Origin of the sequence: Hassallia byssoidea VB512170 (assembly GCF_000817785.2) — a bacterium.
GTDB classification, from domain to species: Bacteria; Cyanobacteriota; Cyanobacteriia; order Cyanobacteriales; family Nostocaceae; genus Hassallia; species Hassallia carrinoi.
On the sequence record NZ_JTCM02000037.1, the window covers coordinates 25,626 to 49,080 of the forward strand.

The 23,455-nt window shown below is 42.9% G+C and carries 27 protein-coding genes; 16 read left to right on the plus strand and 11 right to left on the minus strand.

Going from position 1 to position 23,455, the window contains the following annotated elements:
- Positions 1-43 precede the first annotated feature (43 nt).
- Positions 44-3,721 carry a tetratricopeptide repeat protein gene (locus tag PI95_RS17140; RefSeq protein WP_039740189.1) on the minus strand — a complete coding sequence of 1,226 codons (3,678 nt, stop codon included), beginning with the start codon at positions 3,719-3,721 and terminating at the stop codon, positions 44-46.
- Between the two features lie 428 nt (positions 3,722-4,149).
- Here PI95_RS17140 and PI95_RS17145 point away from each other — a divergent pair, with 428 nt between their 5' ends.
- Positions 4,150-5,628, plus strand: coding sequence for a site-2 protease family protein (locus PI95_RS17145; protein ID WP_039740188.1), 1,479 nt, complete (start codon positions 4,150-4,152; stop codon positions 5,626-5,628).
- Here the strand turns inward: PI95_RS17145 and PI95_RS17150 are convergent.
- The 3 genes from PI95_RS17150 to PI95_RS17160 all read right to left on the minus strand — a co-directional run bounded on the left by PI95_RS17150 (position 5,590) and on the right by PI95_RS17160 (position 7,713).
- Complete coding sequence (locus PI95_RS17150; protein ID WP_163518957.1) at positions 5,590-5,751, minus strand: hypothetical protein; 162 nt, start codon at positions 5,749-5,751, stop codon at positions 5,590-5,592. The genes PI95_RS17145 and PI95_RS17150 overlap by 39 nt on opposite strands.
- A 60-nt stretch (positions 5,752-5,811) precedes the next feature.
- The gene (locus PI95_RS17155) at positions 5,812-6,945 is read right to left on the minus strand and encodes a glycoside hydrolase family 10-like protein (RefSeq protein WP_236117087.1); all 1,134 of its coding nucleotides are present in this window, start codon (positions 6,943-6,945) and stop codon (positions 5,812-5,814) included.
- A gap of 219 nt (positions 6,946-7,164) precedes the next feature.
- Positions 7,165-7,713, minus strand: coding sequence for a TetR/AcrR family transcriptional regulator (locus tag PI95_RS17160; RefSeq protein WP_039740183.1), 549 nt, complete (start codon positions 7,711-7,713; stop codon positions 7,165-7,167).
- 256 nt (positions 7,714-7,969) lie between these two features.
- On the opposite strand from PI95_RS17160, the gene PI95_RS17165 reads away from it, so the two are divergent.
- The 5 genes from PI95_RS17165 to PI95_RS17185 all read left to right on the plus strand — a co-directional run bounded on the left by PI95_RS17165 (position 7,970) and on the right by PI95_RS17185 (position 12,049).
- Positions 7,970-8,254: a hypothetical protein gene (locus PI95_RS17165; protein ID WP_201280491.1), complete on the plus strand. Its 285-nt coding sequence runs from the start codon at positions 7,970-7,972 to the stop codon at positions 8,252-8,254.
- Between the two features lie 66 nt (positions 8,255-8,320).
- Positions 8,321-9,238, plus strand: coding sequence for a pyridoxamine 5'-phosphate oxidase family protein (locus PI95_RS17170; RefSeq protein ID WP_039740181.1), 918 nt, complete (start codon positions 8,321-8,323; stop codon positions 9,236-9,238).
- 4 nt (positions 9,239-9,242) lie between these two features.
- Positions 9,243-9,482: a hypothetical protein gene (locus tag PI95_RS17175; RefSeq protein WP_039740178.1), complete on the plus strand. Its 240-nt coding sequence runs from the start codon at positions 9,243-9,245 to the stop codon at positions 9,480-9,482.
- A gap of 166 nt (positions 9,483-9,648) precedes the next feature.
- Positions 9,649-10,143: a hypothetical protein gene (locus PI95_RS17180; RefSeq protein ID WP_039740177.1), complete on the plus strand. Its 495-nt coding sequence runs from the start codon at positions 9,649-9,651 to the stop codon at positions 10,141-10,143.
- Positions 10,144-10,474: 331 nt separating this feature from the next.
- Positions 10,475-12,049, plus strand: coding sequence for a DUF8738 domain-containing protein (locus PI95_RS17185; RefSeq protein WP_039740175.1), 1,575 nt, complete (start codon positions 10,475-10,477; stop codon positions 12,047-12,049).
- Here the strand turns inward: PI95_RS17185 and PI95_RS17190 are convergent.
- Complete coding sequence (locus tag PI95_RS17190) at positions 12,043-12,240, minus strand: hypothetical protein (RefSeq protein ID WP_163518958.1); 198 nt, start codon at positions 12,238-12,240, stop codon at positions 12,043-12,045. The two genes, PI95_RS17185 and PI95_RS17190, sit on opposite strands and share 7 nt — an antisense overlap.
- A gap of 74 nt (positions 12,241-12,314) precedes the next feature.
- Between PI95_RS17190 and PI95_RS17195 the strand changes: the two genes are divergently transcribed.
- From PI95_RS17195 to PI95_RS17205, 3 genes are all read left to right on the plus strand, one after another.
- Positions 12,315-12,521, plus strand: a complete 207-nt coding sequence (locus PI95_RS17195) for a hypothetical protein (RefSeq protein ID WP_163518959.1) — start codon at positions 12,315-12,317, stop codon at positions 12,519-12,521.
- A 108-nt stretch (positions 12,522-12,629) separates the two neighbouring features.
- A complete protein-coding gene (locus PI95_RS17200; protein WP_163518960.1) occupies positions 12,630-13,118 on the plus strand; it encodes a gamma-glutamylcyclotransferase family protein in 489 nt (162 codons plus the stop codon).
- A gap of 100 nt (positions 13,119-13,218) precedes the next feature.
- A complete protein-coding gene (locus PI95_RS17205; protein WP_039740169.1) occupies positions 13,219-14,571 on the plus strand; it encodes a selenium-binding family protein in 1,353 nt (450 codons plus the stop codon).
- 39 nt (positions 14,572-14,610) lie between these two features.
- Here PI95_RS17205 and hpf read toward each other — a convergent pair whose 3' ends face one another.
- On the minus strand, positions 14,611-15,261 hold the full coding sequence (gene hpf / locus PI95_RS17210) for a ribosome hibernation-promoting factor, HPF/YfiA family (RefSeq protein WP_039740167.1): 651 nt from the start codon (positions 15,259-15,261) through the stop codon (positions 14,611-14,613).
- Between the two features lie 311 nt (positions 15,262-15,572).
- Between hpf and lipB the strand changes: the two genes are divergently transcribed.
- Positions 15,573-16,244 carry a lipoyl(octanoyl) transferase LipB gene (lipB, locus tag PI95_RS17215; protein ID WP_039740165.1) on the plus strand — a complete coding sequence of 224 codons (672 nt, stop codon included), beginning with the start codon at positions 15,573-15,575 and terminating at the stop codon, positions 16,242-16,244.
- 19 nt (positions 16,245-16,263) lie between these two features.
- Here lipB and PI95_RS17220 read toward each other — a convergent pair whose 3' ends face one another.
- Positions 16,264-17,064: an SDR family NAD(P)-dependent oxidoreductase gene (locus PI95_RS17220; protein ID WP_039740703.1), complete on the minus strand. Its 801-nt coding sequence runs from the start codon at positions 17,062-17,064 to the stop codon at positions 16,264-16,266.
- A 234-nt stretch (positions 17,065-17,298) separates the two neighbouring features.
- On the opposite strand from PI95_RS17220, the gene PI95_RS17225 reads away from it, so the two are divergent.
- Both PI95_RS17225 and PI95_RS17230 read left to right on the plus strand, forming a co-directional pair.
- Positions 17,299-17,499 carry a hypothetical protein gene (locus PI95_RS17225; protein ID WP_163518961.1) on the plus strand — a complete coding sequence of 67 codons (201 nt, stop codon included), beginning with the start codon at positions 17,299-17,301 and terminating at the stop codon, positions 17,497-17,499.
- Between the two features lie 177 nt (positions 17,500-17,676).
- Complete coding sequence (locus tag PI95_RS17230; RefSeq protein WP_201280494.1) at positions 17,677-17,877, plus strand: hypothetical protein; 201 nt, start codon at positions 17,677-17,679, stop codon at positions 17,875-17,877.
- Positions 17,878-17,923: 46 nt separating this feature from the next.
- Here the strand turns inward: PI95_RS17230 and PI95_RS17235 are convergent, their stop codons facing one another.
- On the minus strand, positions 17,924-18,679 hold the full coding sequence (locus PI95_RS17235; RefSeq protein WP_039740156.1) for an amino acid ABC transporter ATP-binding protein: 756 nt from the start codon (positions 18,677-18,679) through the stop codon (positions 17,924-17,926).
- 170 nt (positions 18,680-18,849) lie between these two features.
- Between PI95_RS17235 and PI95_RS17240 the strand changes: the two genes are divergently transcribed.
- Positions 18,850-20,376, plus strand: coding sequence for an ABC transporter permease subunit (locus tag PI95_RS17240; RefSeq protein ID WP_039740154.1), 1,527 nt, complete (start codon positions 18,850-18,852; stop codon positions 20,374-20,376).
- 34 nt (positions 20,377-20,410) lie between these two features.
- Here PI95_RS17240 and PI95_RS17245 read toward each other — a convergent pair whose 3' ends face one another.
- A complete protein-coding gene (locus PI95_RS17245; protein ID WP_039740152.1) occupies positions 20,411-20,971 on the minus strand; it encodes a thermonuclease family protein in 561 nt (186 codons plus the stop codon).
- 188 nt (positions 20,972-21,159) lie between these two features.
- Here PI95_RS17245 and PI95_RS17250 point away from each other — a divergent pair, with 188 nt between their 5' ends.
- Entirely contained in the window at positions 21,160-21,906 is a 747-nt protein-coding gene (locus PI95_RS17250; protein ID WP_039740150.1) for a ferritin-like domain-containing protein, read from the plus strand.
- Between the two features lie 79 nt (positions 21,907-21,985).
- Here PI95_RS17250 and PI95_RS35270 read toward each other — a convergent pair whose 3' ends face one another.
- Positions 21,986-22,123, minus strand: a complete 138-nt coding sequence (locus PI95_RS35270) for a hypothetical protein (protein ID WP_200819363.1) — start codon at positions 22,121-22,123, stop codon at positions 21,986-21,988.
- Between the two features lie 343 nt (positions 22,124-22,466).
- Here PI95_RS35270 and PI95_RS37185 point away from each other — a divergent pair, with 343 nt between their 5' ends.
- Positions 22,467-22,574 carry an acyl-CoA thioesterase family protein gene (locus tag PI95_RS37185; protein ID WP_336507240.1) on the plus strand — a complete coding sequence of 36 codons (108 nt, stop codon included), beginning with the start codon at positions 22,467-22,469 and terminating at the stop codon, positions 22,572-22,574.
- A 408-nt stretch (positions 22,575-22,982) separates the two neighbouring features.
- Here PI95_RS37185 and PI95_RS36855 read toward each other — a convergent pair whose 3' ends face one another.
- Positions 22,983-23,111 (minus strand): hypothetical protein, encoded by a 129-nt coding sequence (locus tag PI95_RS36855; RefSeq protein WP_268896783.1) that lies wholly within the window; start codon positions 23,109-23,111, stop codon positions 22,983-22,985.
- 58 nt (positions 23,112-23,169) lie between these two features.
- On the opposite strand from PI95_RS36855, the gene PI95_RS35985 reads away from it, so the two are divergent.
- Positions 23,170-23,409, plus strand: coding sequence for a hypothetical protein (locus PI95_RS35985; RefSeq protein WP_039740148.1), 240 nt, complete (start codon positions 23,170-23,172; stop codon positions 23,407-23,409).
- Positions 23,410-23,455: the final 46 nt, after the last annotated feature.

Below are 23,455 nucleotides of genomic sequence, written 5' to 3' on the forward strand. Positions count from 1 at the left end.
CGCCAAATGTAGATGTGTAGATTGCTGGGTTATAATTTAAGAATTATTTCCACTCGCCTTGAAGTGTAAATGCTGCCCAGTAATAGGGTGCGGCAAAGTTCTCATTTTTTAACATTTCTATTTGTGCTTGCCTTAACGCTGCCGCAGGTTTTAATTTGTCTTGCAGCATCTTTTGATAAAATTTTGTCATCAATTCTGATGTGGCTTCGTCATCGACACTCCACAAACTGACGACCACTCGCGGGCTACCTGCATACATGAAGCCTCTTGTCAAGCCTACTAATCCTTCTCCTTTGACTTCTTTGCCCAAACCTGTTTCGCAAGCACTGAGGACGATTAATTCTGCTGGCAAGTTGAGGTTAAAAATATCGTGAAGTCGTAAAAAACCGTTTTGCGGTACACCCTTATTGTCAAACAGCGACAGGACTACCCCAGATAATTCGGGTTGCGTGCTATTAAGGATACCGTGTGTTGCAAAATGGACGATGCGATATTGACTTAGTTCGGGGCTGGTAGCGATCGCCCGACTTGCCGTAAAGTCAAATGCCTCTTTGCGTAAGGCATCAGGAACTAAAGCTAATATGCGTTCGGCTTCGCTGCGCGTAAAGGGCAAGCGACTAAAAGATACATCAGCATCTCTGGCGGATCTTGCTAAGTCGAGGTTGTTGACATTGCTTTTGTCTACTGCCTGCTTTTTTTGCGGTAATTTCAAGCGCGGATCGTCGCTGCTAAAAACCGGATCGGCGAGAATTGCGATCGCTTTCGGTGCTCTTTGACGGTTATTTACTTCTTTCCGCAAAAAGAATAAAGTAGATATTGAAGGTAAATTGACTATTTCATGTTCTAATAATAAAGGCGTAAGTGACCTCTCCCCCTGCCCCTCCCCTGCAAGGGGAGGGGAGTTAGACTCCCCCTTTTCTCCTCGCAGACGAGAGTTAGACTCCCCCTTCCCTCTCTTCGAGACGCTACGCGAACGCAGGGAAGGGGGTTGGGGGGTTAGGTTCTTCGGGTTCGGCAATGCACCAAACGGCAAATACTGCAACGCACCATCACTGACAATCAGCAAACGCTTTCCCAACTCTTTGGCGACGGGTTGCAAAAGCATCTGACTCAGTTTGGTTGCGACTTCGACATCTGTAGGTGAATTGGGATTAGATACCACCGACATTCTTCTCGGTTTCTTCAGCGACTGATAAAATTGCTTTGCGGTAACTTCTATTTCTGCACGTTTGGGTAATTCGTAACTGGTAATGCTTGTTTTGCTGACTGCCCAAAGATAGCTGCGTTCCTCGCCTAAAGAATATTCTAAAAGTAGGGTATCGTTATCAAGTAGCTGCTGCTGTTGTGCTAATGTAAGAGGTTGAGGCTGTGTAAGTGCAGCGTAACGCGGACTGGTGGCTCTAATTTGGGCTTTGACTTGTTGATATTGTTCTAAAAGAGTGACAATTTCTTTTTGTAGCGTTTCTGTATTTTGTTTGCTGGATAATTCAATTTGGCGTTTTTCTGTAGCATCTAATTTTGTGTGCAAGTTGCGTTCAAGTTCTAGCAACTTCGGATCTACACCTTGACGAATATCAGCGTTAGCTTCATTTAACAATTCTACCAGACTGCGGGCGCGAGCGCGTTCGCTAACTTGCATAGCTATTGCGTTGTATCCTTGAGAGGGTTGCTGTTTGTGCAACCGCATCAATAAATCGATGTAAAACTGATAATATTTCTGTATTGAGGCAAAATATGAGCTTCGCAGTTCTTGGTTATTAACTTTGGTGCGGATATCTTCAACGATCGCGATCGCCGATTCTATTTTAGTTCGGCTGAGTTGAAAGTTGTTGCGATCGCGTTCCGTCACGGCAATATAATATAGTGTATCCGCAATACCTGTGCGATCGCCTAATTTTTGCCGCAGCTTTAGTTCAGTATTGTAACTGTTGATTGCCTTGTCTGGCTGCTTTAATGAATTGTAAGCTTTGCCAATATTGCCGAAAACGTTAGCTTCTGCTATTGGAATACCGATTTTGGCAAATCTAGATGCTGCATCTTGTGAAACATCTATGGCTTTTTGATAATTTCCTGACGCTAGATACACCCTGCCAATAAAAGCATAAGCTGAAGCTTCACCAAAGCTGCTTTGTTTTTCTTTTGATAATAAAAGTCCCTGGTTGGCAGCTTCTAGCGCTTTCGGATAATCTTTTAATGATTCATAAACTCTAATTACCCCACTCAGGGTAGCAAATTCTTTAAATACATCTTTTTGTTCGCGCCACAACTTCAGTGCTTGATTGTAGTATTCTAGTGACTTGGGATAATCTTCCGCAATTCGGTAAACTGTACCAATATTATCAAGAATTTGCGCTTCACTTGAGCGATCGCCTATTTTTTTAAATATCTCCAATGCTTGCGCGTAAGTATCAGTACTTAGTTGATAATCTCCTAAATAACTATATACTTGAGCAATACTTTTCAAACTTTTTCCTTCTCCAGAACGATCTTGTACTTGACGCTGAAGAGTTAATGCTTGATTATATGTATCTAGAGCTTTTTGATAATCGCCGAATGATTGATAAATATCGCCGATACTACCAAGGGTGAAAGCAACTCTAGCCTTGTCGCTATTCGCACGTTGAAGTACCAAAGCTTGATTTAAAGATTCCAGAGCTTTTTGTTTATCGCCCAATTCATCGTATAATAAACTAACTTGCGCGAAAACTTCCGCTTCACCGTAACGATTTCCGGCTTTTTGTAAAAGAATACGCGCACTATTGAAGTATGAAATCGCTTTCGGATAATCGCCTAACGATCTGTAAGTAGCAGCAATACCGATGATAATTTGCGCTTGTTGAGAAAGGTTAAACACAAGCGCACTTCCAGTCAGATTAAATTGCGCTTGTTGTTGCAGTTTCAAAGCTTGATTTAACGAGTCAAGCGCTTGCTGATTTTCACCTAGGGAAAGATAAAGTAAACCAATTCTATTATAAGTCTCAGCTTGTCCGTTAATATCTTTTCTCGAACGTTGAATTTCCAGTGCTTGATTTAAGATTGGTAAAGCTTTTTGCGACTCACCTAAGGTAGTGTAAACTAAAGCGATCGCATTCAACGTCCTAGCTTGAGCGGCAGTATCTTTTGTGGTACGCTGAATTTCTAAGGCTTGATTGTATGCTGAGATTGCTTTTTGGGTTTCGCCCAAACTAAAGTAAACTCCGCCAGTACCGATTAGGGCGATCGCTGCAAAGTCAAGTTTTTTCTCAGCTTGAAATAATGACACCGCTTGGTTGTAATATTGTAATGCCTTTTGCTTATCGCCCAAATTCGAGTAAGCACCAGCAAGAGAAGAAAGCATCACAGCTTCGCCAAAACGATCTTTAAGTTCGCGTCTAATAACTAAAGCTTGATTGTAATATTCGAGCGCTTTTTGGTTTTGCGAAAGCGTATAGTAAAGCGTACCGATGCTTAAAAGTGTGGTAGCTTCCGAATTACGATCGCCTATTTTTCGCCAAATTAAAAGCGCTTGAGAGTAAAGTGCGATCGCTTGTAGTTTAGATTCACCTGTACCTTGCAGCAAAAGTTTATCGGCTTCATCCTGAAGTTGCTTTGCCTTAACGTATTCTGGGGAGTTATTTGGTACTTGTTGAGCGATCGCACTTGGGATAGATGCAGTCACCACCATCGGATGCGACAACATGAGAATGCCAACAATTGCTGCTAAAGAACGATGAATCACCATTTTATCAGTTTTGCGACCGAAAGAATATTTATTAACGAACCGCCTTCGCGTAGCGTCTCCGACAGGAGAAGACGCCAAGTACGCAAAGGAAGAAAAGAAAGAAGAATACAGGTAATCTTGTAAGGAAAGAGGGGTATCACTTTTAATGAATGCGGTTGTTCACCGTAATTTTACCTTATATAGATACTTGATCGGGTTACATAAGTAAAACTAGCACCTATGTAATTACTTTCTTGGCACTGTTACATTTTTGAGAACATTACAAGCGGGATTATAGATTTAGCACTTACACAACTCTCTCAAACTCTACTTTCTCTGTGTCCTCAGCGTTCTCTGCGGTTCGTTTTCCATTTATTTACGCTCATTCCTGGTAACGTCTAGAAAAACTGACCGTCGCCCGTGCGAAAATTAAGAAAAATAGATTGAAAATGCTTACTGCTTCAGAAACTCCTATTATTACGGCAATCGTGCTGGTTTTTTTCGGCATTTTGGCTTGGGGCTTTTATCGCGCCAGACCATTTGGTAAACTCGGCATCTTAGCTTGGTTGCAGTCGGTGGTGTTGATGACTCCTTGGCTGTTGTTTTTTGGTTTGTTTGCTGCGGGGATTTACATCAATATAGTCGGTGTGCTATTTTTATTGGTGGGATCGACTGCCTTATACATCTTTTTGGGAAGAAAGTTGCGAGCAGCTGGACAAGACGCGATTCTCAAACAACGTGCGACAGAAAGATTAGCCGCTACCCCAACACCAGAAACTCCACAAAATGCAGTGAATGCGGAATTAAAGCTGGAAGAACCGCGAATTCCGGAAGAGGAATTGAACGCAATTAAAGGTATTTTCGGTTTAGATACATTTTTTGCCACAGAAGCGATCGCTTATCAACAAGGAGCGATTTTCAAAGGTAATCTACGCGGAGAACCCGAAGAAGTTCACAATCGCCTTACCATCAGTTTAGAGGAACGCTTGGGTGATAAATATCGCTTGTTTCTGGTGGAAAACCCAGATGGGAAATCGGTAATTATCGTCTTACCCAGCAGTAATGACCCGCGTCCGTCAACATTATCGCAAAAAATCTTTGCTGGTATTTTATTTTTAGCAACGATCGCCACCAGTTTAGAAGCTGCCGGTTTACTATTAAGATTCGATTTCTTTGAGAATCCATCCCGCTTTGCTGAAGCTTTACCCATCGCTGCGGGTATTTTGACGATTTTGCTAATTCACGAACTTGGTCATTGGTTACTCGCACGGCGTCACCAAATCCGTTTAAGTTTACCCTTCTTTCTTCCCGCCGTGCAAATTGGCTCATTTGGGGCAATTACTCGCTTTGAATCTTTATTACCCAATCGCAAGGTATTATTCGATATCGCGATCGCAGGTCCAGCCGCAGGTGGAATTGCTTCTCTGGTGACATTGATAATTGGCTTATTGCTTTCTCATCAAGGTAGTTTGTTTCAACTACCAAACGAGTTTTTCCAAGGTTCGATTTTGGTAGGAAGCTTGGCGCGGATAATTCTCGGTTCCGCGTTACAATCATCTGTGGTGGATATTCATCCTTTAGTGGTGATTGGTTGGTTAGGATTGGTCATCACCGCGATAAACTTAATGCCAGCCGGTGTATTAGATGGTGGACGCATTGTCCAAGCGATTTACGGACGCAAAACCGCAGGAAGAGTCACAGTAGCAACTTTAATTGTTTTAGGAATAGCATCTTTAGCAAATCCGCTTGCAATGTATTGGGCGATCGTGATTTTATTTTTACAACGGGATTTAGAACGTCCCAGCTTAAACGAAATCAGCGAACCCGACGATGCACGCGCTGCTTTAGGTCTTTTAGCTTTATTCTTAATGATAGCTACCCTTTTACCTTTAACTCCCGCTTTGGCTGGACGTTTGGGAATTGGGTAATCGGTAATCGGTAATCGGTAATCGGTAATGGGGAATGGGTAATAGAAAGAAAAAATGTCCCCCTTGTCCCCCTGCCTCCCCTGCCTCCCCTGCCTCCCCTGCCTCCCCTGCCCCCTTGTCCACGCCAGGCGCCTCAACGGAGGGAACCTCCGCACGGCGCTGGCTCCCCTTGTCCCCTCTTTCTCAACCTTTCCAACCTAAAAGCAAGTTCGGATACGCTTTGGGTGTGGGGAAAAGCTTTTGAAAGCTAGTTTGACGTTGTGGGGGTTTTTCGTTAGCGAGATTCCATAAAGTCTCGTAGAAGAAGAAGGATACACCAGCAAACTTGCGATCGCGTACACTTTGCACTTGTGTTTCAATTTGTTGCATCGGCACAAATCGACCTTTCAAACCTGATAAAATGCCGATACTTACAGGAATGTGGCTGCGTGCTGCTTTGACTTCCGGATATTCTAATTCGCTGTTAAACACATTCAAGTCATTCCGGTATATCTGTAAAACTAATTCTTCAACTAGTCCCATCCGTTCCCACTTCTGCCAATCTGCTAAAAAGAAGTCGTAGGAAAAGCGTTGCGGATTAGGTGCAACAGAAACGATGCAATTCTTTTTCGTTGCTTTGATGGCTGTGAATACCCGCTTCATATAGCCGGTGATTTTGTTTGCTCGCCAACTTACCCATTCTGGATTTTTAAAGTCTGTTGGGGGAGCTTTGCCATTATGCTCTTTTTTGTATAAGGCAACTGTGTAAGCATCATATCCCAATTCTGATGGTAAACCAAAATGGTCATCAAATTGAATTCCGTCGATGTTGTAATTTCTGACGATTTCGACGATTAAATTTTGGATAAATTGTTGTACTTCGGGGTGAAAGGGATTCAACCAAACGCGATTGTGAGTTCCTTCTTTGACAATTTGCGTACCGTTAACGCGATTTGTCAGCCATTGCGGATGACGTTTAGCTAGTTGCGAATCAGCCGGTGCCATAAAGCCAAATTCAAACCAGGGAATGACTGTTAAGCCTTTTTGGTGTCCGACATCGACAACTTCTTTGAGCATATCACGTCGTTGCAATCCCGGTGTCGGATCGAGCGATCGCCCAATTACACTTTGCGCTACTTTACTAGGATATAACGTCCAGCCCCAATTCCAAACAGTCGGATATACAGTATTAAAGTTTAATTCGTCTAAGCGTTGCAAAGCTTTATTCAGACGCGATCGCTCAAACAACACATCGCTATCAATATTAGTTAACCACACCCCCCGCAACTCCGCTGCTCCCACACGCGGATTTTGCGCGTTTAAAGGAAAAGACAACATCACCGCCGCTATTATACTTAAAGCTACCACCGCAGAAAAGAACGCTTGTTTACTCACAACCCTCATCATCTACTTTCAGTAATATAATAAAAATTCGTAACCTTCAAAAAGCCATAAATTAACAGTATAATTCACAACTTTCCTTTTTATAAAAAGCGGCGAAAATAGCCATAATTATACCGAAAATATTGTAAAAGGGTATAAAAAGTACTTCCTTTTTTAGTCAACCTTCCCCAAAAGTCGTGGAAGTTGCTCCAACACCCTTTCAAATAGTGCAGTATTATCAAGTCCCCGTGTTAAAACTAGCGCACCTTGAATTTGCATCACCGCATCTTCTGCACGTTGACGTGCCGTCATTTCCGACAAACCCCCTTCTTCTAACACTTTTGCCAAATTATCAATCCAAGCATTCAGTGCCTGACTTACCTGCTGGTGAAATAAATCATTCGGTTCCCCCAGACTAAACAATGCCAATAAACACGCATCTTGCCCGCAGTTGTAAAACTGCTTCAAGTTGAAACTCATAACTTGGATACGCTTTAGTGGTTCACCCGACTGACGCAGCGGTTCGAGAATTGTTGCCGCAAACCACTGGTTTACATATTCCAGCACTGCCTGTGCCATCTGTTGTTTTCCATCCGGGAAGTGATGGTAAAGACTTGCTCTGCCTAACCCCGTTGCTTTGGAAATGCGAGACAAAGTTGCCCCTTCGTAACCATACTGCCGAAACACGTTAACTAACCGTTGAGAAGCTTCAATCTTATCCATGAGATTTTTTTGTTTAACTTATTGACATTTTACCAAACGTTCGGTACATTAATTATCAAGCCGAACGTTCGGTTTAAAATTGTTAGATAATTGATTTAGGCGATCGCACATACGTATTTCCCAACTGAGAATCGGTTTAAACCGAACGTTCGGTTTAAAGAAGATTAACCATGAAAGCTGCAATTGTGATTCTTTCCGACCCAACGACAACAGAAGAAGCGCTCTTGTCGCTTATTTAACGCTCTAGCATCAGTTTATGACTTCAAACAAAACGGTGATGATGTTACGGTATTATTCCCAGGTGCGGGTACTCGCACTCATTGGATTAACCAAACCGGAACATCCAGCACATGATTTATTTGAGGCAATTAAAGACACGATTGCCGGCGTTTCATGGGGTTGTGCGGATGTATTCGGTGCTGCGGAAGATGCGGTGAAGTCGGGCTTCGACCTAATTAAAGATAACTCAGTACCGGGTACAACAGGCTTACCCAGTCTGCGGAAGTTGATAGCAGATGGCTATCACGTTTTAACATTTTAGCTCAAAAAACAAGATACCCGACTTCTTGTGCGAAGTGGGGTATCTAAATGTCAAAAGGTAATATTTATGTCAATTGCTAATCCTTTCCATGATGGTGAACAACTAATACAACAGCGCTTTGGTGAAGTGGAAATTGCCCAACGCAATGGGCAGATAATTGCTGACAAAATTATACCAGGTGCGCTGAAGTTTATCGAACAGCAGCCGATGGTAGTATTGGGTAGTGTAGACGTTAGCGAAAATGTTTGGGCTTCGATTTTGTTTGGTTCTCCAGGATTCATCAGCGCTGTAGACCAAAGCACAGTTGAATTTGACTTAAACCAAGCTGTTTGCAACAGTCTCGATCCTTTTTGGACAAACATTGAACATAATCCACAAATCGGAATGTTGGTAATCGAACTTGCTACCCGTCGTCGTCTTCGCATCAACGGTAAAGTAACTCGCTTGTCAGAAACAGAGTTACAGTTAAACGTTTGGGAATCTTACCCAAACTGCCCGAAGTACATCCAGCGACGACACATCACCCGCAATCACAAAACTACAACTTCAAAAGCAGCACGAACAGGACTTACGCTGTCAGCAGAACAAAGTGCGTTGATTGCGACTGCTGACACATTTTTTGTTGCCAGTGCCCATCCAATTCGTGGAGTTGATGCATCGCATCGGGGTGGAAATCCTGGTTTCGTTCGAGTTCTGGATGACCGCACCCTGCGAATTCCCGATTATGCAGGCAACAGTATGTTTAACACGCTGGGCAACTTTGTAGAAAATCCCCACGCTGGTCTGATTTTTTTGGACTTTGAGCGAAATGTGTCTTTACAACTAATTGGTCGTCCAGAAATTTTGTGGGAGTTAGACGACCCAACTAACGAAACGAATGGAACCCGACGCTATTGGACACTTTTCGTTGAACAATGGTTAGAATCAAGTCTTCCCCAGTCGTTTCGCTGGGAATTACTTGATTATTCACCTTACAATCCGTAGACGGATGGTTGCAGTAAGTTGGTCAGCAAGCGGCAAAATGCCGTTTAAGACCTTATTTAACGGTCGAAATGCCGTGCGGATCGAGAAATCACACAAGTTAATGACTCCAACAAAGCGATCGCCTCCGCTTATATATTACTTTTTACTAATTTTTCCGGACAATGAAATGATTCAAATTCAAGCACTTATTCAGCTATATCCTAATGCCCAAGCACGATTGATGGTCAAGAGATTTCCTAATTAGCCAATCGGTATTCCTGAATGGGGGGTCTAACACTACACGCTCAATAACCGCATCAGGAGTATATTTTGGTTATCAAAATTACCCTAGCTTGTCAGAATCGCAAGCCGGGGTAATTTTCTCAACTATAACAATTTAATTATTAAAATTTAATTTAGTAGGATTCTCAATGATTAGCTTAATTAATTCCCCAGACAGCACGACAAACTACACAGCAGCTATTAAAAGGCTGGCACGGGCAATTATGATGGCTGATGGAGAGTTTTCACTACTGTTAGCGTCCTGCGATGTCAAAAGGCAACAGCAAATAGTCAGCTGGTTAGAAGAATTTTCCTCAGCAGATATCCGAGAAGTCCTGATTCCACCTTGCGCTAAGACACTTTATACACCTTTAACAGACGCGATCGGCACTACTTTTCCCGAAGCTTTGATAGTCAGAGGTTTAGAATCGGTGGTAGAAATTAATCAACTCATCATCTCTACCAATCTCATGCGAGATGAGTTTAGAAAACAGTTTCCCTTTCCAGTAGTGCTGTGGGTTAATGATGAAATTGTGCGAAAGCTAGTTTGGTTAGCGCCCGATCTGAAAGACTGGGCAGGTAGTACTATTAGATTTGATGCGCCAAATCATGAGTTTCTTGATCGTACAGCACGTTCTGCGTGATATCGTTAAAAAAGTCAATTTCCCGCTCGTTTGCAGCGAAGAGTGGATTGTCGAAGCGCCAAAATCACCCTTCCGGGTAAGTCAATTGGGTGATGTGATTTGGTAAATATAAATCTAATCTAAAAGTTAGGAACTAATAGCCCGTATAGCGGTGTCTATCTTCACATGTACCACCGAAGAATGCCGTTAAGTTAATCCCAACTACTTCTATTGTGGGATAATATACTTTTTTATCTTTATTCGCTAGGCGCGAACTTCTTTGATATTCAACTAGCGATTAATGATTAATGGCTAATAACTACTGATTAACCACTAACTTTTCACTCTAGCTATGAAAACTATCCTTAAAATTTATCTTACCACAAATCAAGCACGAATTTTCACCGTTTTGATTTTGACTGGCTTTTTGTCGATTGGTAGCAATTTCACCCTCATCAAGAATGCTACCGCAACGCCTGCGAACCTAATGGCAGAAAGCACAAATGAATTCATTAAAGAAATGACAACAAACAATTTGCCGCGTCGAGTCGAAGCAGCGGTGCTGCGAGATGCATCAAAAAGATGGCAAATTTCCATCGAAGACCTGCAAATTGTTGAATCCACTCCCCGAACTTGGAATAATGGTTGCTTGGGAATATCTCAACCAGGTGAAATCTGCACCCAAGCGTTAGTTCCTGGTTGGAAGGTTGTGGTGTCTGACGGTAAACAAAAATGGGTTTATCACACTAATAGTAACGGACGTTTGTTACGAATAGCTTCTACTCATTCTAAGGGTAAAAAAGTAAAATTACCTTCTTCTCTCGAAAATGCTGTTCTCCAAGCTGCATCCCGACGTTTGAATCTGCCGATTTCTCAATTAACTATCGTTCAGGCGAAACAGCGCACTTGGAATAACGGTTGTTTGAATCTAGCGCGTCCTGATGAGGGCTGTACTCAAGCGATCGTTAACGGTTGGAAGGTTGTTGTAGGCGCAGTTGACCAAACTTTAGTTTATCATACCGATGCCTCTGGTTCTGCACTTCGGCTCAATGAAAAAAAGAGCGAAATTGCCGATAACGGAATTACACCTGTAATGATTCCCACAAGTGAGTTACCACCAGCTTTGAATAAGAATGTCATTTTTCGGCAAATCTCCAGTGGTGGGTTGTTTCCGAGAACCTACGAAACTGTATTGCTGAATGACGGACGCATCATTCGCTATGAAAAAGGTAAAGAAAACGATCTTGAACCTCAAGTTTGGCAGGTTTCTCCACAACAATTGAAAGAATTTCAAAAATTGTTAGAAAAACAGAAATTAAGTGAGTTGCGAAATCTGAGTTACCCAGCAACTCAAGGTTCTGCCGATTACATCACTTATACAATCACTACCTCTGATGGTACGATTCAGTATAATGATGTCTCACGAAATAACTTACCTGAAAATTTGCAGACAGTCGTCAAAGCTTGGAATGATATTCGCAATATTGCGATCGCTAACCCAATCCCCGATGAGATTAAACCTTTACCTATTCCTGTAAGCGAGTTACCACCACAATTGGATCGCAATGTGGTTTTTCGACAAATTTCTAGCGGTGGCTTTATCGGCAAAACCTACGAAACTATTTTACTTAATGATGGGCGTTTGATGCAATACCGCATCGGTGATGCGAATGATTCCGAGCGTCGAGTTTGGCGAATTTCTCAGCAAAAGGTGCGAGAGTTTCAACAAGTTCTCAAAGACCATAGATTCAATGAATTTGAGAATCTAAGTTACCCAGCCACCAACGGTTCTGCTGATTATATCACATATACCGTCACCAGCGATGATACTACGGTTCGTTACAACGATATTTCTCAAAATAACCTACCCAAGAATTTACAGGCAGTTGTCAAAGCTTGGAATCAAATTCGCAAAAGTTATCAGTGATTGGGCAATGGGCATTGGGCAATGGGCAATGGGCAATGGGCAATGGGCAATGGGCAATGGGCAATGGGCAATGGGCAATGGGAACGTGAGAATAAAGTCAAATCTTTTTCCCATGCCCCATGCCCCATGCCCCATGCCCCATGCCCCATGCCCCATGCCCCATGCCCCATGCCCCATGCCCCATGCCCCATTACCTAATAAATTAGTCCAGATTTGATAAATTTTTAGCTTGCCATCTTGATACTGAAGTTTAGACTAGTCAGGAGTGCAAAACTCCAAATATTTACGGCGATTGATGTATATCAAATATAAGCGCACTCACCCAAAACTTGAGCAGGGAATTTATAGTATATTTGAACTAAAAATGTCACAAGGGCAATTCCCGGATGCGATCGCCTACGGTGGGCAGAACGCCATTACTGACCATTGGATGGAAACCCCTCGCGATTGCCTTGCCTTGCAATATCAGTAATTGGGTTTTAATTTCTAAAATAAAATTTTACTTGACAACTAGCTACGTCCTGCTCTCATCTGTAGTGCTAATATACAACCAAAAGTTAGCACTTACTACATACAGCCAATGTTTTATTATTTTGCGTATGGATCTTGTATGTGTCCGGTGGATTTGAAGCGATCGCTTGGTGAAAACACTCATCTTTATGTCGTCGGTGCGGCAACGTTAAAAGCTTATAAACTGGGGTTTTATCGCTTTTCCCCGACGCGCAAATGTGGGGTTTTGGATGTGGTCAAAGATGCAAAAGCTAGCGTGACCGGTGTACTTTATCAGCTACCTTGGCGATTGAGCGATCGCCTCGATTTAAGAGAAGATGTACCTCATGGCGGTTATCGGCAAGAATTGGTAGATATTCATTGCCAAAATCAAGTATATAAAGACGTTCGCACTTATGTAGTAGTTGAGAAGCTGACAGCGGAAGTCGCGCCTAACGATTGGTATTTTAATATTGTTTTGCGGGGTGCTGTTACCTGCGGCTTACCAGAAGAATACTGCTGGAGTTTGTTTCATCATATGCACCAATTACAGCAAAGCAAGCGATTTTTAGGAACTTAATTTATATATAAGATAAACATAAATTATAAGCTCGTAGTACGCACTTTAGTGCGATTCTCAGCGCTGAAGCGCTGACTACGAAGAATCGAGGTATAAAAAGATGACTCAAACTTGTTGCAGACCAGGCTACGCTTCCCCAGAAGCAGCGATCAAGGCAGAACCAGAAAAAATACTGTATACAGTTGCACTCTACACGGGTACGGGTATCGAGGAACCAGATTATCTAGCAACTGTAGATGTCGATCGCAATTCTCCAACATATTCGCAGATTATTCATCGTCTGCCAATGCCTTATATTGGTGATGAGTTACATCACTTTGGCTGGAATGCTTGCAGTTCTTGTCATGGTGATGCAAGTAAATCGCGACGCTTTATGGTGATTCCCGGTCAACGGTCTAGCCGAATTTACATTGTAGATACAGCAGATCCGAAAGCACCAAAACTGCACAAAGTCATTGAACCCGAAGAAATTAAAGCAAAAACGAACTTAAGCGCCCCGCACACAGTACACTGCCTTGCAGATAGTAATATCATGATTTCTATGCTGGGCGACAGCGAGGGAAATGCACCCGGAGGCTTTTTGTTGCTGGATAAGAATTTTGACATTGCTGGACGCTGGGAAAACAAAGCCAAGGAAATGCGCTTTAATTATGACTTTTGGTATCAACCGCGTCATAACGTCATGGTAAGTAGCGAGTGGGGCGCACCGAAAACGTATTATCCTGGCTTTAATCTCAAAGATGTCACAGATGGAAACTACGGTCATCAGTTGCATTTCTGGGATTGGTTGCAACACGAGATAATCCAAAGTGTAGACTTAGGCGAAGAAGGGTTAATTCCTTTAGAAGTGCGCTTTCATCATCATCCTGATAGCACTCATGGCTTTGTCGGTGCAGCACTTAGCAGCAACGTTTGGCATTGGTACAAAAAGAACGATAATTGGCAAGTAGAGAAAGTAATTGATGTGCCATCGGTGGAAGTTTCCGGCTGGGAAATTCCCGTACCATCGTTGATTACTGATATCTTGATTTCAATGGACGATCGCTATCTTTATTTCTCCAATTGGCTGCATGGAGATATTCGCCAATATGATATCAGTGATTCTTTCCATCCTCAACTCGTCGGGCAGATTTGGTGCGGTGGTTTGTTAGGTAAAAGCCGCGAAGTTCAAGGTAACAAATTGGCTGGCGGACCGCAGATGTTGCAATTGAGTCTTGACGGTAAGCGGCTTTATGTGACAAATTCGCTGTTTAGCACTTGGGATAATCAGTTTTATCCTGACTTGTCGAAAACAGGTTCATATTTGTTGCAGATTGACTGCGATACTGAAAACGGCGGATTGAAAATCAACGAAAACTTCCACGTTGACTTTGGTAAAGAACCGAATGGTGCTTCTCGCGCCCATGAAATGCGTTATCCTGGGGGCGATTGCACCTCTGATATTTGGGTGTAGCGTAGTAAGCGCTTCAGCGCTGAAGCGCTTACTACGGGTTTACGACTTATGCTGTGACTTTTCCGGCATGACGATATTATTAGATGTGGCTTTACCGTTTTTACCGTTGGTGTGTCCGTTATTATTGCGGGGATGGATTACACCATAGCCCCCGTGATTGCGTTCGTAAATGACATTAATTTCATCGGTTTCGCTATTGTGGAACATATAAAAGTCGTGTCCCACCAGTTGCAATTGTTCTAAAGCTTCGTCAACTGTCATTGGCGGCATGGAAAAATATTTAGTACGAACAACTTCTGAGGGTAATTCCGGAGTGCGATCGCCAATTAAATCTGTAACTACCTCTGGTTGCACTACTCCTTCTATCGTTACTTGAGCATTAGTTTTCTTATCTTGACGCCGTTCTTTGTATTTTCGCAGTTGACGGGCAATTTTATCTGCCACTAAATCAATACTGGCGTACAAGTTCTCGCTGCTTTCCTCGGCACGGATGACGCTACCATTTGCATAAATAGTCACTTCAGCCGATTGTTTAGTATTATTTCGGGGATTGCGAGCAACACTAAGGTGAACATCCACTTCGTTTGTTAAGTTTTGAAAATGACTTGCTGCCTTTTCAATTTTTTGATGCACATACTCCCGAATTCCATCGGTGATTTCGATATTTTTGCCGTGGATGACAAGCTTCATCTTATATCTCCCGCTCAATGTTTGATGTGTATTTGGTTTGTTTGAAAGGAAATGACACTAAGGTTTATCACTAACGCCAAAATAAATTGTGAACAGAATCGTACAGAGCGTTCTTTTTTTTCGTGGCGTGATGATTATTGCAGAGAATTCCTCCGAACACCATTGAGGTTATATATTCAAGCTAGCACTTTGTATTTTCCAAAGTAGAAACCCTTGACTTTCCTTTAAAATCCTTTGCAAAGCTTGACAATTGTTGACTTTACATTGTGTATTTAAACACTTTTTACGTACTATCTCAGTTGATTTTTGGCATGAACCGTAGTAATCCTCAGCCATATAACCGTTGTTTGGTATATAACCAAGCATTGATGGGATACTCAGATGCTTTAGTGTGGCAGCGATCGCTTTTAAATGAACGCACATCAAACCCGAATCTCGATGACGTGTTAATATTGCTGGAGCATCCACCCGTCTACACTTTGGGACAGGGAGCCACAACAGAATTTCTCAAAGATATTGACAAAAGCACGCATGATGTGCATCGAGTCGAAAGAGGCGGCGAAGTTACTTACCATTGTCCCGGTCAATTGGTAGGGTATCCAATTTTAAATCTCCAACGTTATTGCAAAGACTTGCACTGGTATCTGCGACAACTTGAATCCGTATTAATTCGCGTATTGGCAGTTTATGGATTGCAGGGCGATCGCGTTCCCGGTTTCACTGGTGTTTGGTTAGAAGGGCGTAAAGTAGCCGCCATTGGCATTAAAGTTAGCCGTTGGATTACTATGCACGGCTTTGCGTTAAACGTTTGTCCGGATCTGACAGGCTTTGAGCGGATTGTACCTTGCGGCATTGCTGATAAACCTGTAGGCAGTTTAGCTCAATACATTCCTGGTATAACTTGTCAAGAAATACGCTCTTGTGTGGCAAAATGTTTTGCAGAAGTATTTAATGTGGAATTGATAGAAGCAGAGCATCCATGACAAGTTAAACTAGCGTACATTATTGGGCTGACCCAGGCTCACTGAGCTTGCGGTGCATTTCGGCATTGACTGTATCAGGCAAGACCTTGCTTACCGCGCCCTGAAGCTTCGTCTTGAGCGAACCTGCGATAATATCGTCCTTACCTGCCATCAGTGCCTCGAAACCTTGCTTGGCAACTTCTGCTGGGTCATCCTTTTTATCCGTGCCCACTTTAGTGTCGTCCATCCCTGCACGGTGGAAGAAGTTGGTTTCGGTGGGTCCTGGCATCAGCGCGGTGACGGTGACACCTGTATCCTTCAATTCGCTGCGTAATGATTCTGAGAACGAATGCAGAAACGCTTTGGATGCTGCGTAGACTGCCTCAAACGGTCCGGGCATCAAGGCAGCGATAGATGAGGTGAACAAAATGCGACCTTTGCCGCGCTCAACCATATCCTTCACTACCCGTTTGGCGAGATGGACAGAGGACACGACGTTCAGGTTGATGAGATTAAGCTCGTCCTTCAAGTCAGTTTCGCGGGCAAAGTCGCCGCCAACACCGACACCCGCGTTGATAGCGATCGCATCAAGGGGTCGGTTAGTTGCCTTAATCTTGTTGTAGAGCGTCTCAACACCATCATAGGTGGCAAGATCGGCTTGCACCGTCTCTACCTTGACACCCAGCTCAACAAAGGCTTGAGCTGCTTCGTTGATGCCAGGTCCTGTGGACGTGACGAGGAGATCGAAGCCGTTTTGGGCAAACTGTTTGGCGAGTTCGTAGCCAATACCGTTAGATGCACCTGTCACGACAGCCAGGGGTCGGGCTAATGAATTGTCCATAACTGTTAAAACGCTATATGTGAATGTTCCACGCTTGGAAAGCAAGCCAGTTGCACGCGGCTGTGCTACAACGGAGGGAACCTCCGCAACGCACTGGCTCTTCAACAGAAGTTTACCCTCCTGTGAAACGATGCCTGCTTTCCTTTGAAAGCCTTTGAGTCGTGACTTCATGCGAAAGCACGGCACTGGCTCGATACTTCCAACCGTCACAATCGTAAGGAGTCAACAGTATGATTGCGTCTTTCTAAAGAAGTATCGTTACTCTCAATAAAAGATGTTGCGGAAACTGTACAACGATCGCGTTACATAGTATTCTTGTACTATTGTTTATCTGGTTTACATGCTCGTTTGCGATCGCTTGATCATGCACAGGCGATCGCTTTCATTCAATTGGGAATGGGGAATTGGGAATGGGTAATTAAATATGGATTTTAGACTTGTTTTCGCAACGGATGTAAAGTTTTTCCGGTTGGAGTAAGTAAAGCTGGCAATTATGTGATAAATAAGACCACCTCTGGTTTAGGACTAGGGCTGGGGTTGTAAAAGCTAGAATGTGTTATTTGTAAGCCGTGACAACTAATATGTAAGCACAACTCAACCAAAAGAACTTATGTGAATTATTCAACGAATCCAGAGGTATATGCTTCACTGTTAATGGCTATGAAAGAACGTGACTGGAAAGCAATGGTAGAATTGTTTGACAGAGAAGACGGTGATGAAATTGAAGCTGATATTAATAGTAAATTGCGGACGGTAATACCCGAACCGTGTTGGGAAGATGACACCTTTGACTTTTTGCGGGAATATCTTTAAAAAGTGTTAGTTGTTAGTGGTAAGTTGGAGCGTGGATAGGTAATTTCTAAACGGCGTTGAGACGACTGAGGAAGGTACGCAACCTCGTGCTTTGAGGATGCGAGATTACCTGAAAAGCTGGTCCTTGTTCGGCGACAATACCTTGATCCATAAATATCACCCGATGCGCGGCTTCTCGCGCAAACTGCATTTCATGAGTGACAACTACCATTGTCATTCCTTCGGCTGCTAGTTGCTGCATGACTTGCAATACTTCACCGACAAGTTCTGGATCTAAGGCGCTGGTGGGTTCATCAAATAGGATAATCTGAGGATTCATGCACAAACTACGAGCGATCGCTACTCGTTGTTTTTGTCCACCTGAAAGTTGTTCGGGATATGCAGATGCTTTATCAAAAAGTCCAACTTTTTCTAGATACAACCCCGCTAGTTGAGCGCTTTCTTTCGGTGTTTTCCCTAAGACTTTGCGCGGAGCTAGTGTCAAATTTTCTAACACTGACAGATGGGGAAATAAATTAAATTGCTGGAAAACCATGCCTACCTGCGTCCGCAGTTGTCGCAGTTGGCGATTACTGAATTTTTTAGTGTGTATTTCAATACCATTAACTGTTAGATGCCCTGCATTAATCGTTTCTAAACGATTGAAGCAGCGTAGTAAAGTACTTTTACCACAACCAGAGGAGCCAATAATTGCTACAACTTCGCCTCGGTTGATTTCGCCGCTGATTCCTTTGAGAACTTTGAGGGAACCAAAGTTTTTCTCGATGTTGTCAAAAGTGATGGCGGGGATGGAATTATTCATTTCCAAATGTCAACTACATTACAGGTAATCTGGTTTTAGTTTAGATGATTGTTGGTTAAAGCTAATTTTATTTAACGAACCGCAGAGGTGCAGAGAAGCCAGTGCGTTGGGCGGGTTCCCCGACTTGAAGCAACTGGCGCGACGCAGAGGAAGAGAAGGGAGAGAAGAATATGGTTTGTTCGAGGGTTGTGGGTTGGCTGCGGTTGAGTTTGGTTGTAAGTTTGAGTTGTTTGCTGTTGGTGCTGGGTGGTTGTAGTTTCAATAATGATGTAAGTGGTGGGGGGAAGACTTTAAGGGTGGCGAATCAACCTGCTTTTCCGCCTTTTGAGTTTAAGGGGGAGGGGGGTAAGTCAGAAGGTTTTTCGATTGATTTAATGAATGCGATCGCACAGGCGGCGAATTTTAAAGTTGATTGGCAAAGTATACCTTTTGATGGCATGATCCCTGCATTGCAAGCAAATACTATAGATGCGGCGATTAGTTCTTTTACGATTACAGAGGAACGAGCGAAGGCTGTTTCTTTTTCGCGTCCTTATTTTAAGGCGGGGTTATCGATCGCCATCCGCGATAACAACAAAGATATTTCTACTTTTGAAAGTCTAAAAAATAAAAAAATTGCTGTAGGAATTGGCACAACAAGCGCTAAAAAAGCTAAGGAAATTCCAGGAGCGCAAATTCGCACTTTTGATACTGCACCTGTAGCGTTGCAAGAATTAGTCAACGGTAATGTCGATGCAGTAATTAATGATGCGCCTGCTACTTTATACGCTATTAATACGGGCAATCTCAAGGGAATTAAAGTAGTAAGTAAACTACTGACAGAGGAGTTTTTTGGTATTGCCATACCAAAAAACTCGCCTAATCTAAAAGTAATTAACGATGGCTTGGAAAGAATACTGCAAAATGGGACTTATGCCCAAATATACCAAAAATGGTTTAAAGGACAACCGCCAGCATTACCGTTGAAATTACCATTTCAAAATGAGACAGGCGCTAGCAAACCGGGAATATTAGGCTCAATTAGCTTAATTTTGCAGTATTTTCCCATTTTATTACAGGGAGCGTTGGTATCGGTACAACTGACGATATTTTCTGTAGTGCTGGGTTTAATTGGCGGTTCTCTAATTGGGATTATCCGCCTTTCCCATATTACGCCGGTGCGTTGGTTCGCGAGGGCGTATGTGGATTTTTTCCGGGGAACGCCTTTGCTTGTGCAGATTTTTATGATTTACTTTGGATTGCCGGCGATCGCTCTTGAACTTGGTTTCCCTCTCAACTTTAATCGTCTTGCAGCAGCGGTAGTGGCATTAAGTTTAAATAGCGCTGCCTATATTGGAGAAATCGTCCGTGCTGGTATCCAATCGATTGAAATTGGACAATCGGAAGCTGCACAATCACTAGGTTTGAGTTCCACAGAAACGATGCGCTATGTGATTTTTCCCCAAGCTATACGACGAATGTTACCACCTTTGGGCAATGAATTTATTACTTTGCTCAAAGATACTAGCTTGGTTGCTATTATCGGCTTTGAAGAATTGTTCCGCCAAGGGCAATTAATTGTAGCCGAAAACTTTCGCCCCTTTGAAATTTATGCATCTGTAGCGGTAGTTTACTTATGCTTAACACTGCTTTCTTCACAACTGTTTAGCCGATTAGAAACTTGGATGAATCCGGTTAAGCGATCGCCTAAATCTTGAAGTTATTCGTAGTGAGGGCTTCAGCCCTCAAAGACTACTTATACAAACTCCGATATTCCCAAGGATTGATAAACTTAGCATCACTCCAAACACCGCGCTTTTCTTGCTTCGCCTCAGCTTCAGCCTGTTCAACTAAATCTCTACTAGGACACTTATTTAAGTAAGGACGATACGCTTTTGCTAATCCTTCACGCAACAAGACTTGTTGAACTAAAGTGCCATTTTTTAAACGCACTTCGGCAACTTTTCGTCCGTAACGATCGCTATCAGTAATATTTAAAGTGACGCGATCGCTACTTTGTTTCACTAGTTCCTGCACTCGTTCTTGCGCTTTCGCACCCCAACTAAATTGATTGCGATCGCTTGCGCGTTTACTTTCTCTTTCTTTTTTGGAATGCGGTACTTCTGGTGCATCCATACAAGCAAAGCGCACGGTGATATTGTTACCTTTGGCATCTTTCACAGTGAGAGTATCACCATCACTGATTCTTTCTACTACATCTCCCGAAGGTGGGAAGATGCGATCGCATCCCATCAAAGACAAAATCAGGATGGCTGCACAAAACCAAATTAGCGGCTTAATTAATTTCTCCATTTAAACTACCAAAATCTTCCTTTGGGATGATACTACTAAAATGGAAATTTACTAGTTTAACTTTTTTATTATGGTAGAGAATTTATAAATTGGCGCGTCACGATTTTATAACAAAGTAAAGTTATCATTCAAATTATCTTTGATTAGTATAGGTAATGTAGACGACGCAAAATCAGCGGGAATCTTTGATGAACTTATTTACGCACTTCATGCATTTGCTGGGTTCTGGTGTTGCGGCTTATTACTCTGCGAGTCAAATTCGCGATCGCAAAACGCGCCCTAACGTCCTAGCGGGATTCCAGCTGGCTGAATCTGGTTCAGTACCTTTTCTCGAAGCTTTAAGCCAACGTGCAGCATCTGAAGGCGATACATGGCTGGCAGAGAAACTCGCAAAACATGCATCAGATGAAAATAGGCACGGTCAAATTTTTGCCCATGCCTTAAAACAGCTTGATAAACAAGTGATTGATTTTAAGAGTTTGCCGAAAAAAACAGACGAAAAGAAATCACAACAAAATCGCAGTCCCTTTTTTGCTGCTTATTTTGAAGGTTATTCTCAAGAACAGCTAAAACCAGATGCCATTGACTGGAATGTATTTATGGCTAGTACCTACATTTTAGAATTGGATGCTAGCAAAGACTTTCGGCGGATGGCGTTAGTTTTACCTGATGATAACCCAAGCGATCGCAACCTCAAATTAGGAATGTTAAGCATTGCCACAGACGAAACCGGTCATGCTGCTTATCTTTACGAAGCAATGATGCGCCGGATGCCTGCTTTAGAAGTGCAGAAACTCACTACACAGTGGCGCACCCGCAAAGTAAACGCCTTATTAGCAATGGTTGGCGGTATCCTCCAGCGCAACGGCAACACACCTTCCCTCGTACAAGATGCTGCACCAACAGAAAACGAGCCAGAATTGATTGTTGCTTAACACTTAACTGATAGGTAAAAATTAAGCCCTGGCGATTTTAATCGTCAGGTGCATTTTGGTTACTTTTACCATTCTGCTTTTAAGCGTTGGCAAACATCCCCAACATAGTTAACAATACAACCAATCCACACACCCAAAGTAGCAACGACCCCCAACTGACAGAATCTTGTTGTACTCTCTGCCACAAATTGGTAACTAAGTTATTACGAACAGCCATTTTATCCCCTCCAAATTTTGCTAAACCTGTACTCAAGTCAAGTTAACTTCATCCTTGAAAGTAATAAGCTCAAAAATGCTTACTTCCAAAGACTAATTAACAGCGATTTAAATACATGGAAAAATGCAGCAGGGGCTAACGCGTTGCCTTGCCAAAACAAAAACTTACAAAAAGAAAATTTTTCTTTTTAACCTAATATTTATCTTCTCATAATTGAGCGTTTAAACTAGGTAAATTTAATAAACTTGAAAACATTCTTAACGCACTAAGATAACTCTTTAGTAGTCGGCGCTTCAGCGCTGAAGCGCCGACTACAGCACGCATAACTGAGGAATCACAACCAATGGAAAAATTCAAGACTTTATTGCGGGTTCGGCACTACGAAATGGATGCTTTGGGACATATCAACAACGCCGTTTACCAAAACTACTTAGAATCCCCACATGACTGATAAGGCGATCAAGAAGACGTCGCCCTCGTACCGTGAGATGAAAGCGGTTACGCAGCGAGTACCAATATTACCAAGTTCAACCCCGACGGTAAAACTGGACAAAACGGGACAGCCTTGTTTAATAGATCCTCGACACCCCACGACTATCAAAGGATGAAGGAACCGTCTCCGTTTTGTCTGATTTTTTGGAACCCCCGACGGTAACGCCTCAACCGCCCAACCAGAGCGAATTACAGCCGATTGAAACCGAAAATAACCACCCCGAATCCGTCATTCGGGCTGTAAAAGCCTGCCGCGTGCGCGGGTTTCAGCGATTCCAAAATAATAAAAGATATTTTGGATTATCGCGGTGGGCGCTATCAAGCGGGTAAAGAGTTGCTAGAACGAATTAAAGAGGAATTTTAATTTTTAAGCGATCGCGCTCTTGGTGTGTGCAAAGTGCGATGACGGTAAGCCAGAGGTGAGAATTCGCGCATTGTCGAAAGTCCCAAAAGCCCACCAAGCGCTACCTCTGGTTACACCGATTTCAAAAGTCACGCTTGGCTTGCACCGACTCTAGAAGCAAGCGGCGATAAAAGTAAAATTAAGATTATAGGTGGCTCTGACTTATGCCGTATCGCCTTCTAGCAGTGGGTTTTCACCCGCATTTTGTGTTAAGCGCTGCCGTCTTAATAATGAAATTGGTGCAATGCTGGGTACTTTTGTTGGATGCCCAAAAAGCTGCGGGGCGCCCGGTTCGATTAGTGCGATCGCGCTGCAAAGTGCCAAAGCCGCAAAGTTACTATTTAAGGAATTAGTAAAGGTAAAAGAAGTGAAAATTTTGACCTTTATTTAGAGTTCGCTTTTTGATATAACGCTCAAAATTCAAATTAAAGTCCGAA

Excerpts from the sequence above, each read along its gene's own strand:
- PI95_RS17165 (WP_201280491.1), top strand. The coding sequence starts at position 7,970 with ATGACTTCAAACAAAACGGTGATGATGTTACGGTATTATTCCCAGGTG.
- PI95_RS17200 (WP_163518960.1), top strand. The coding sequence starts at position 12,630 with ATGTTTTATTATTTTGCGTATGGATCTTGTATGTGTCCGGTGGATTTG.
- PI95_RS17170 (WP_039740181.1), top strand. The coding sequence starts at position 8,321 with ATGTCAATTGCTAATCCTTTCCATGATGGTGAACAACTAATACAACAG.
- PI95_RS17190 (WP_163518958.1), bottom strand. The coding sequence starts at position 12,240 with ATGGGGCATGGGGCATGGGGCATGGGGCATGGGGCATGGGGCATGGGG.
- PI95_RS17155 (WP_236117087.1), bottom strand. The coding sequence starts at position 6,945 with ATGTTGTCTTTTCCTTTAAACGCGCAAAATCCGCGTGTGGGAGCAGCG.
- PI95_RS17140 (WP_039740189.1), bottom strand. The coding sequence starts at position 3,721 with ATGGTGATTCATCGTTCTTTAGCAGCAATTGTTGGCATTCTCATGTTG.
- PI95_RS17180 (WP_039740177.1), top strand. The coding sequence starts at position 9,649 with ATGATTAGCTTAATTAATTCCCCAGACAGCACGACAAACTACACAGCA.
- lipB (WP_039740165.1), top strand. The coding sequence starts at position 15,573 with ATGAACCGTAGTAATCCTCAGCCATATAACCGTTGTTTGGTATATAAC.
- PI95_RS35270 (WP_200819363.1), bottom strand. The coding sequence starts at position 22,123 with ATGGCTGTTCGTAATAACTTAGTTACCAATTTGTGGCAGAGAGTACAA.
- PI95_RS17185 (WP_039740175.1), top strand. The coding sequence starts at position 10,475 with ATGAAAACTATCCTTAAAATTTATCTTACCACAAATCAAGCACGAATT.
- PI95_RS17235 (WP_039740156.1), bottom strand. The coding sequence starts at position 18,679 with ATGAATAATTCCATCCCCGCCATCACTTTTGACAACATCGAGAAAAAC.
- PI95_RS17240 (WP_039740154.1), top strand. The coding sequence starts at position 18,850 with ATGGTTTGTTCGAGGGTTGTGGGTTGGCTGCGGTTGAGTTTGGTTGTA.
- PI95_RS17175 (WP_039740178.1), top strand. The coding sequence starts at position 9,243 with ATGGTTGCAGTAAGTTGGTCAGCAAGCGGCAAAATGCCGTTTAAGACC.
- PI95_RS17145 (WP_039740188.1), top strand. The coding sequence starts at position 4,150 with ATGCTTACTGCTTCAGAAACTCCTATTATTACGGCAATCGTGCTGGTT.
- PI95_RS17220 (WP_039740703.1), bottom strand. The coding sequence starts at position 17,064 with ATGGACAATTCATTAGCCCGACCCCTGGCTGTCGTGACAGGTGCATCT.
- hpf (WP_039740167.1), bottom strand. The coding sequence starts at position 15,261 with ATGAAGCTTGTCATCCACGGCAAAAATATCGAAATCACCGATGGAATT.
- PI95_RS17205 (WP_039740169.1), top strand. The coding sequence starts at position 13,219 with ATGACTCAAACTTGTTGCAGACCAGGCTACGCTTCCCCAGAAGCAGCG.
- PI95_RS17245 (WP_039740152.1), bottom strand. The coding sequence starts at position 20,971 with ATGGAGAAATTAATTAAGCCGCTAATTTGGTTTTGTGCAGCCATCCTG.
- PI95_RS17250 (WP_039740150.1), top strand. The coding sequence starts at position 21,160 with ATGAACTTATTTACGCACTTCATGCATTTGCTGGGTTCTGGTGTTGCG.
- PI95_RS37185 (WP_336507240.1), top strand. The coding sequence starts at position 22,467 with ATGGAAAAATTCAAGACTTTATTGCGGGTTCGGCACTACGAAATGGAT.
- PI95_RS17160 (WP_039740183.1), bottom strand. The coding sequence starts at position 7,713 with ATGGATAAGATTGAAGCTTCTCAACGGTTAGTTAACGTGTTTCGGCAG.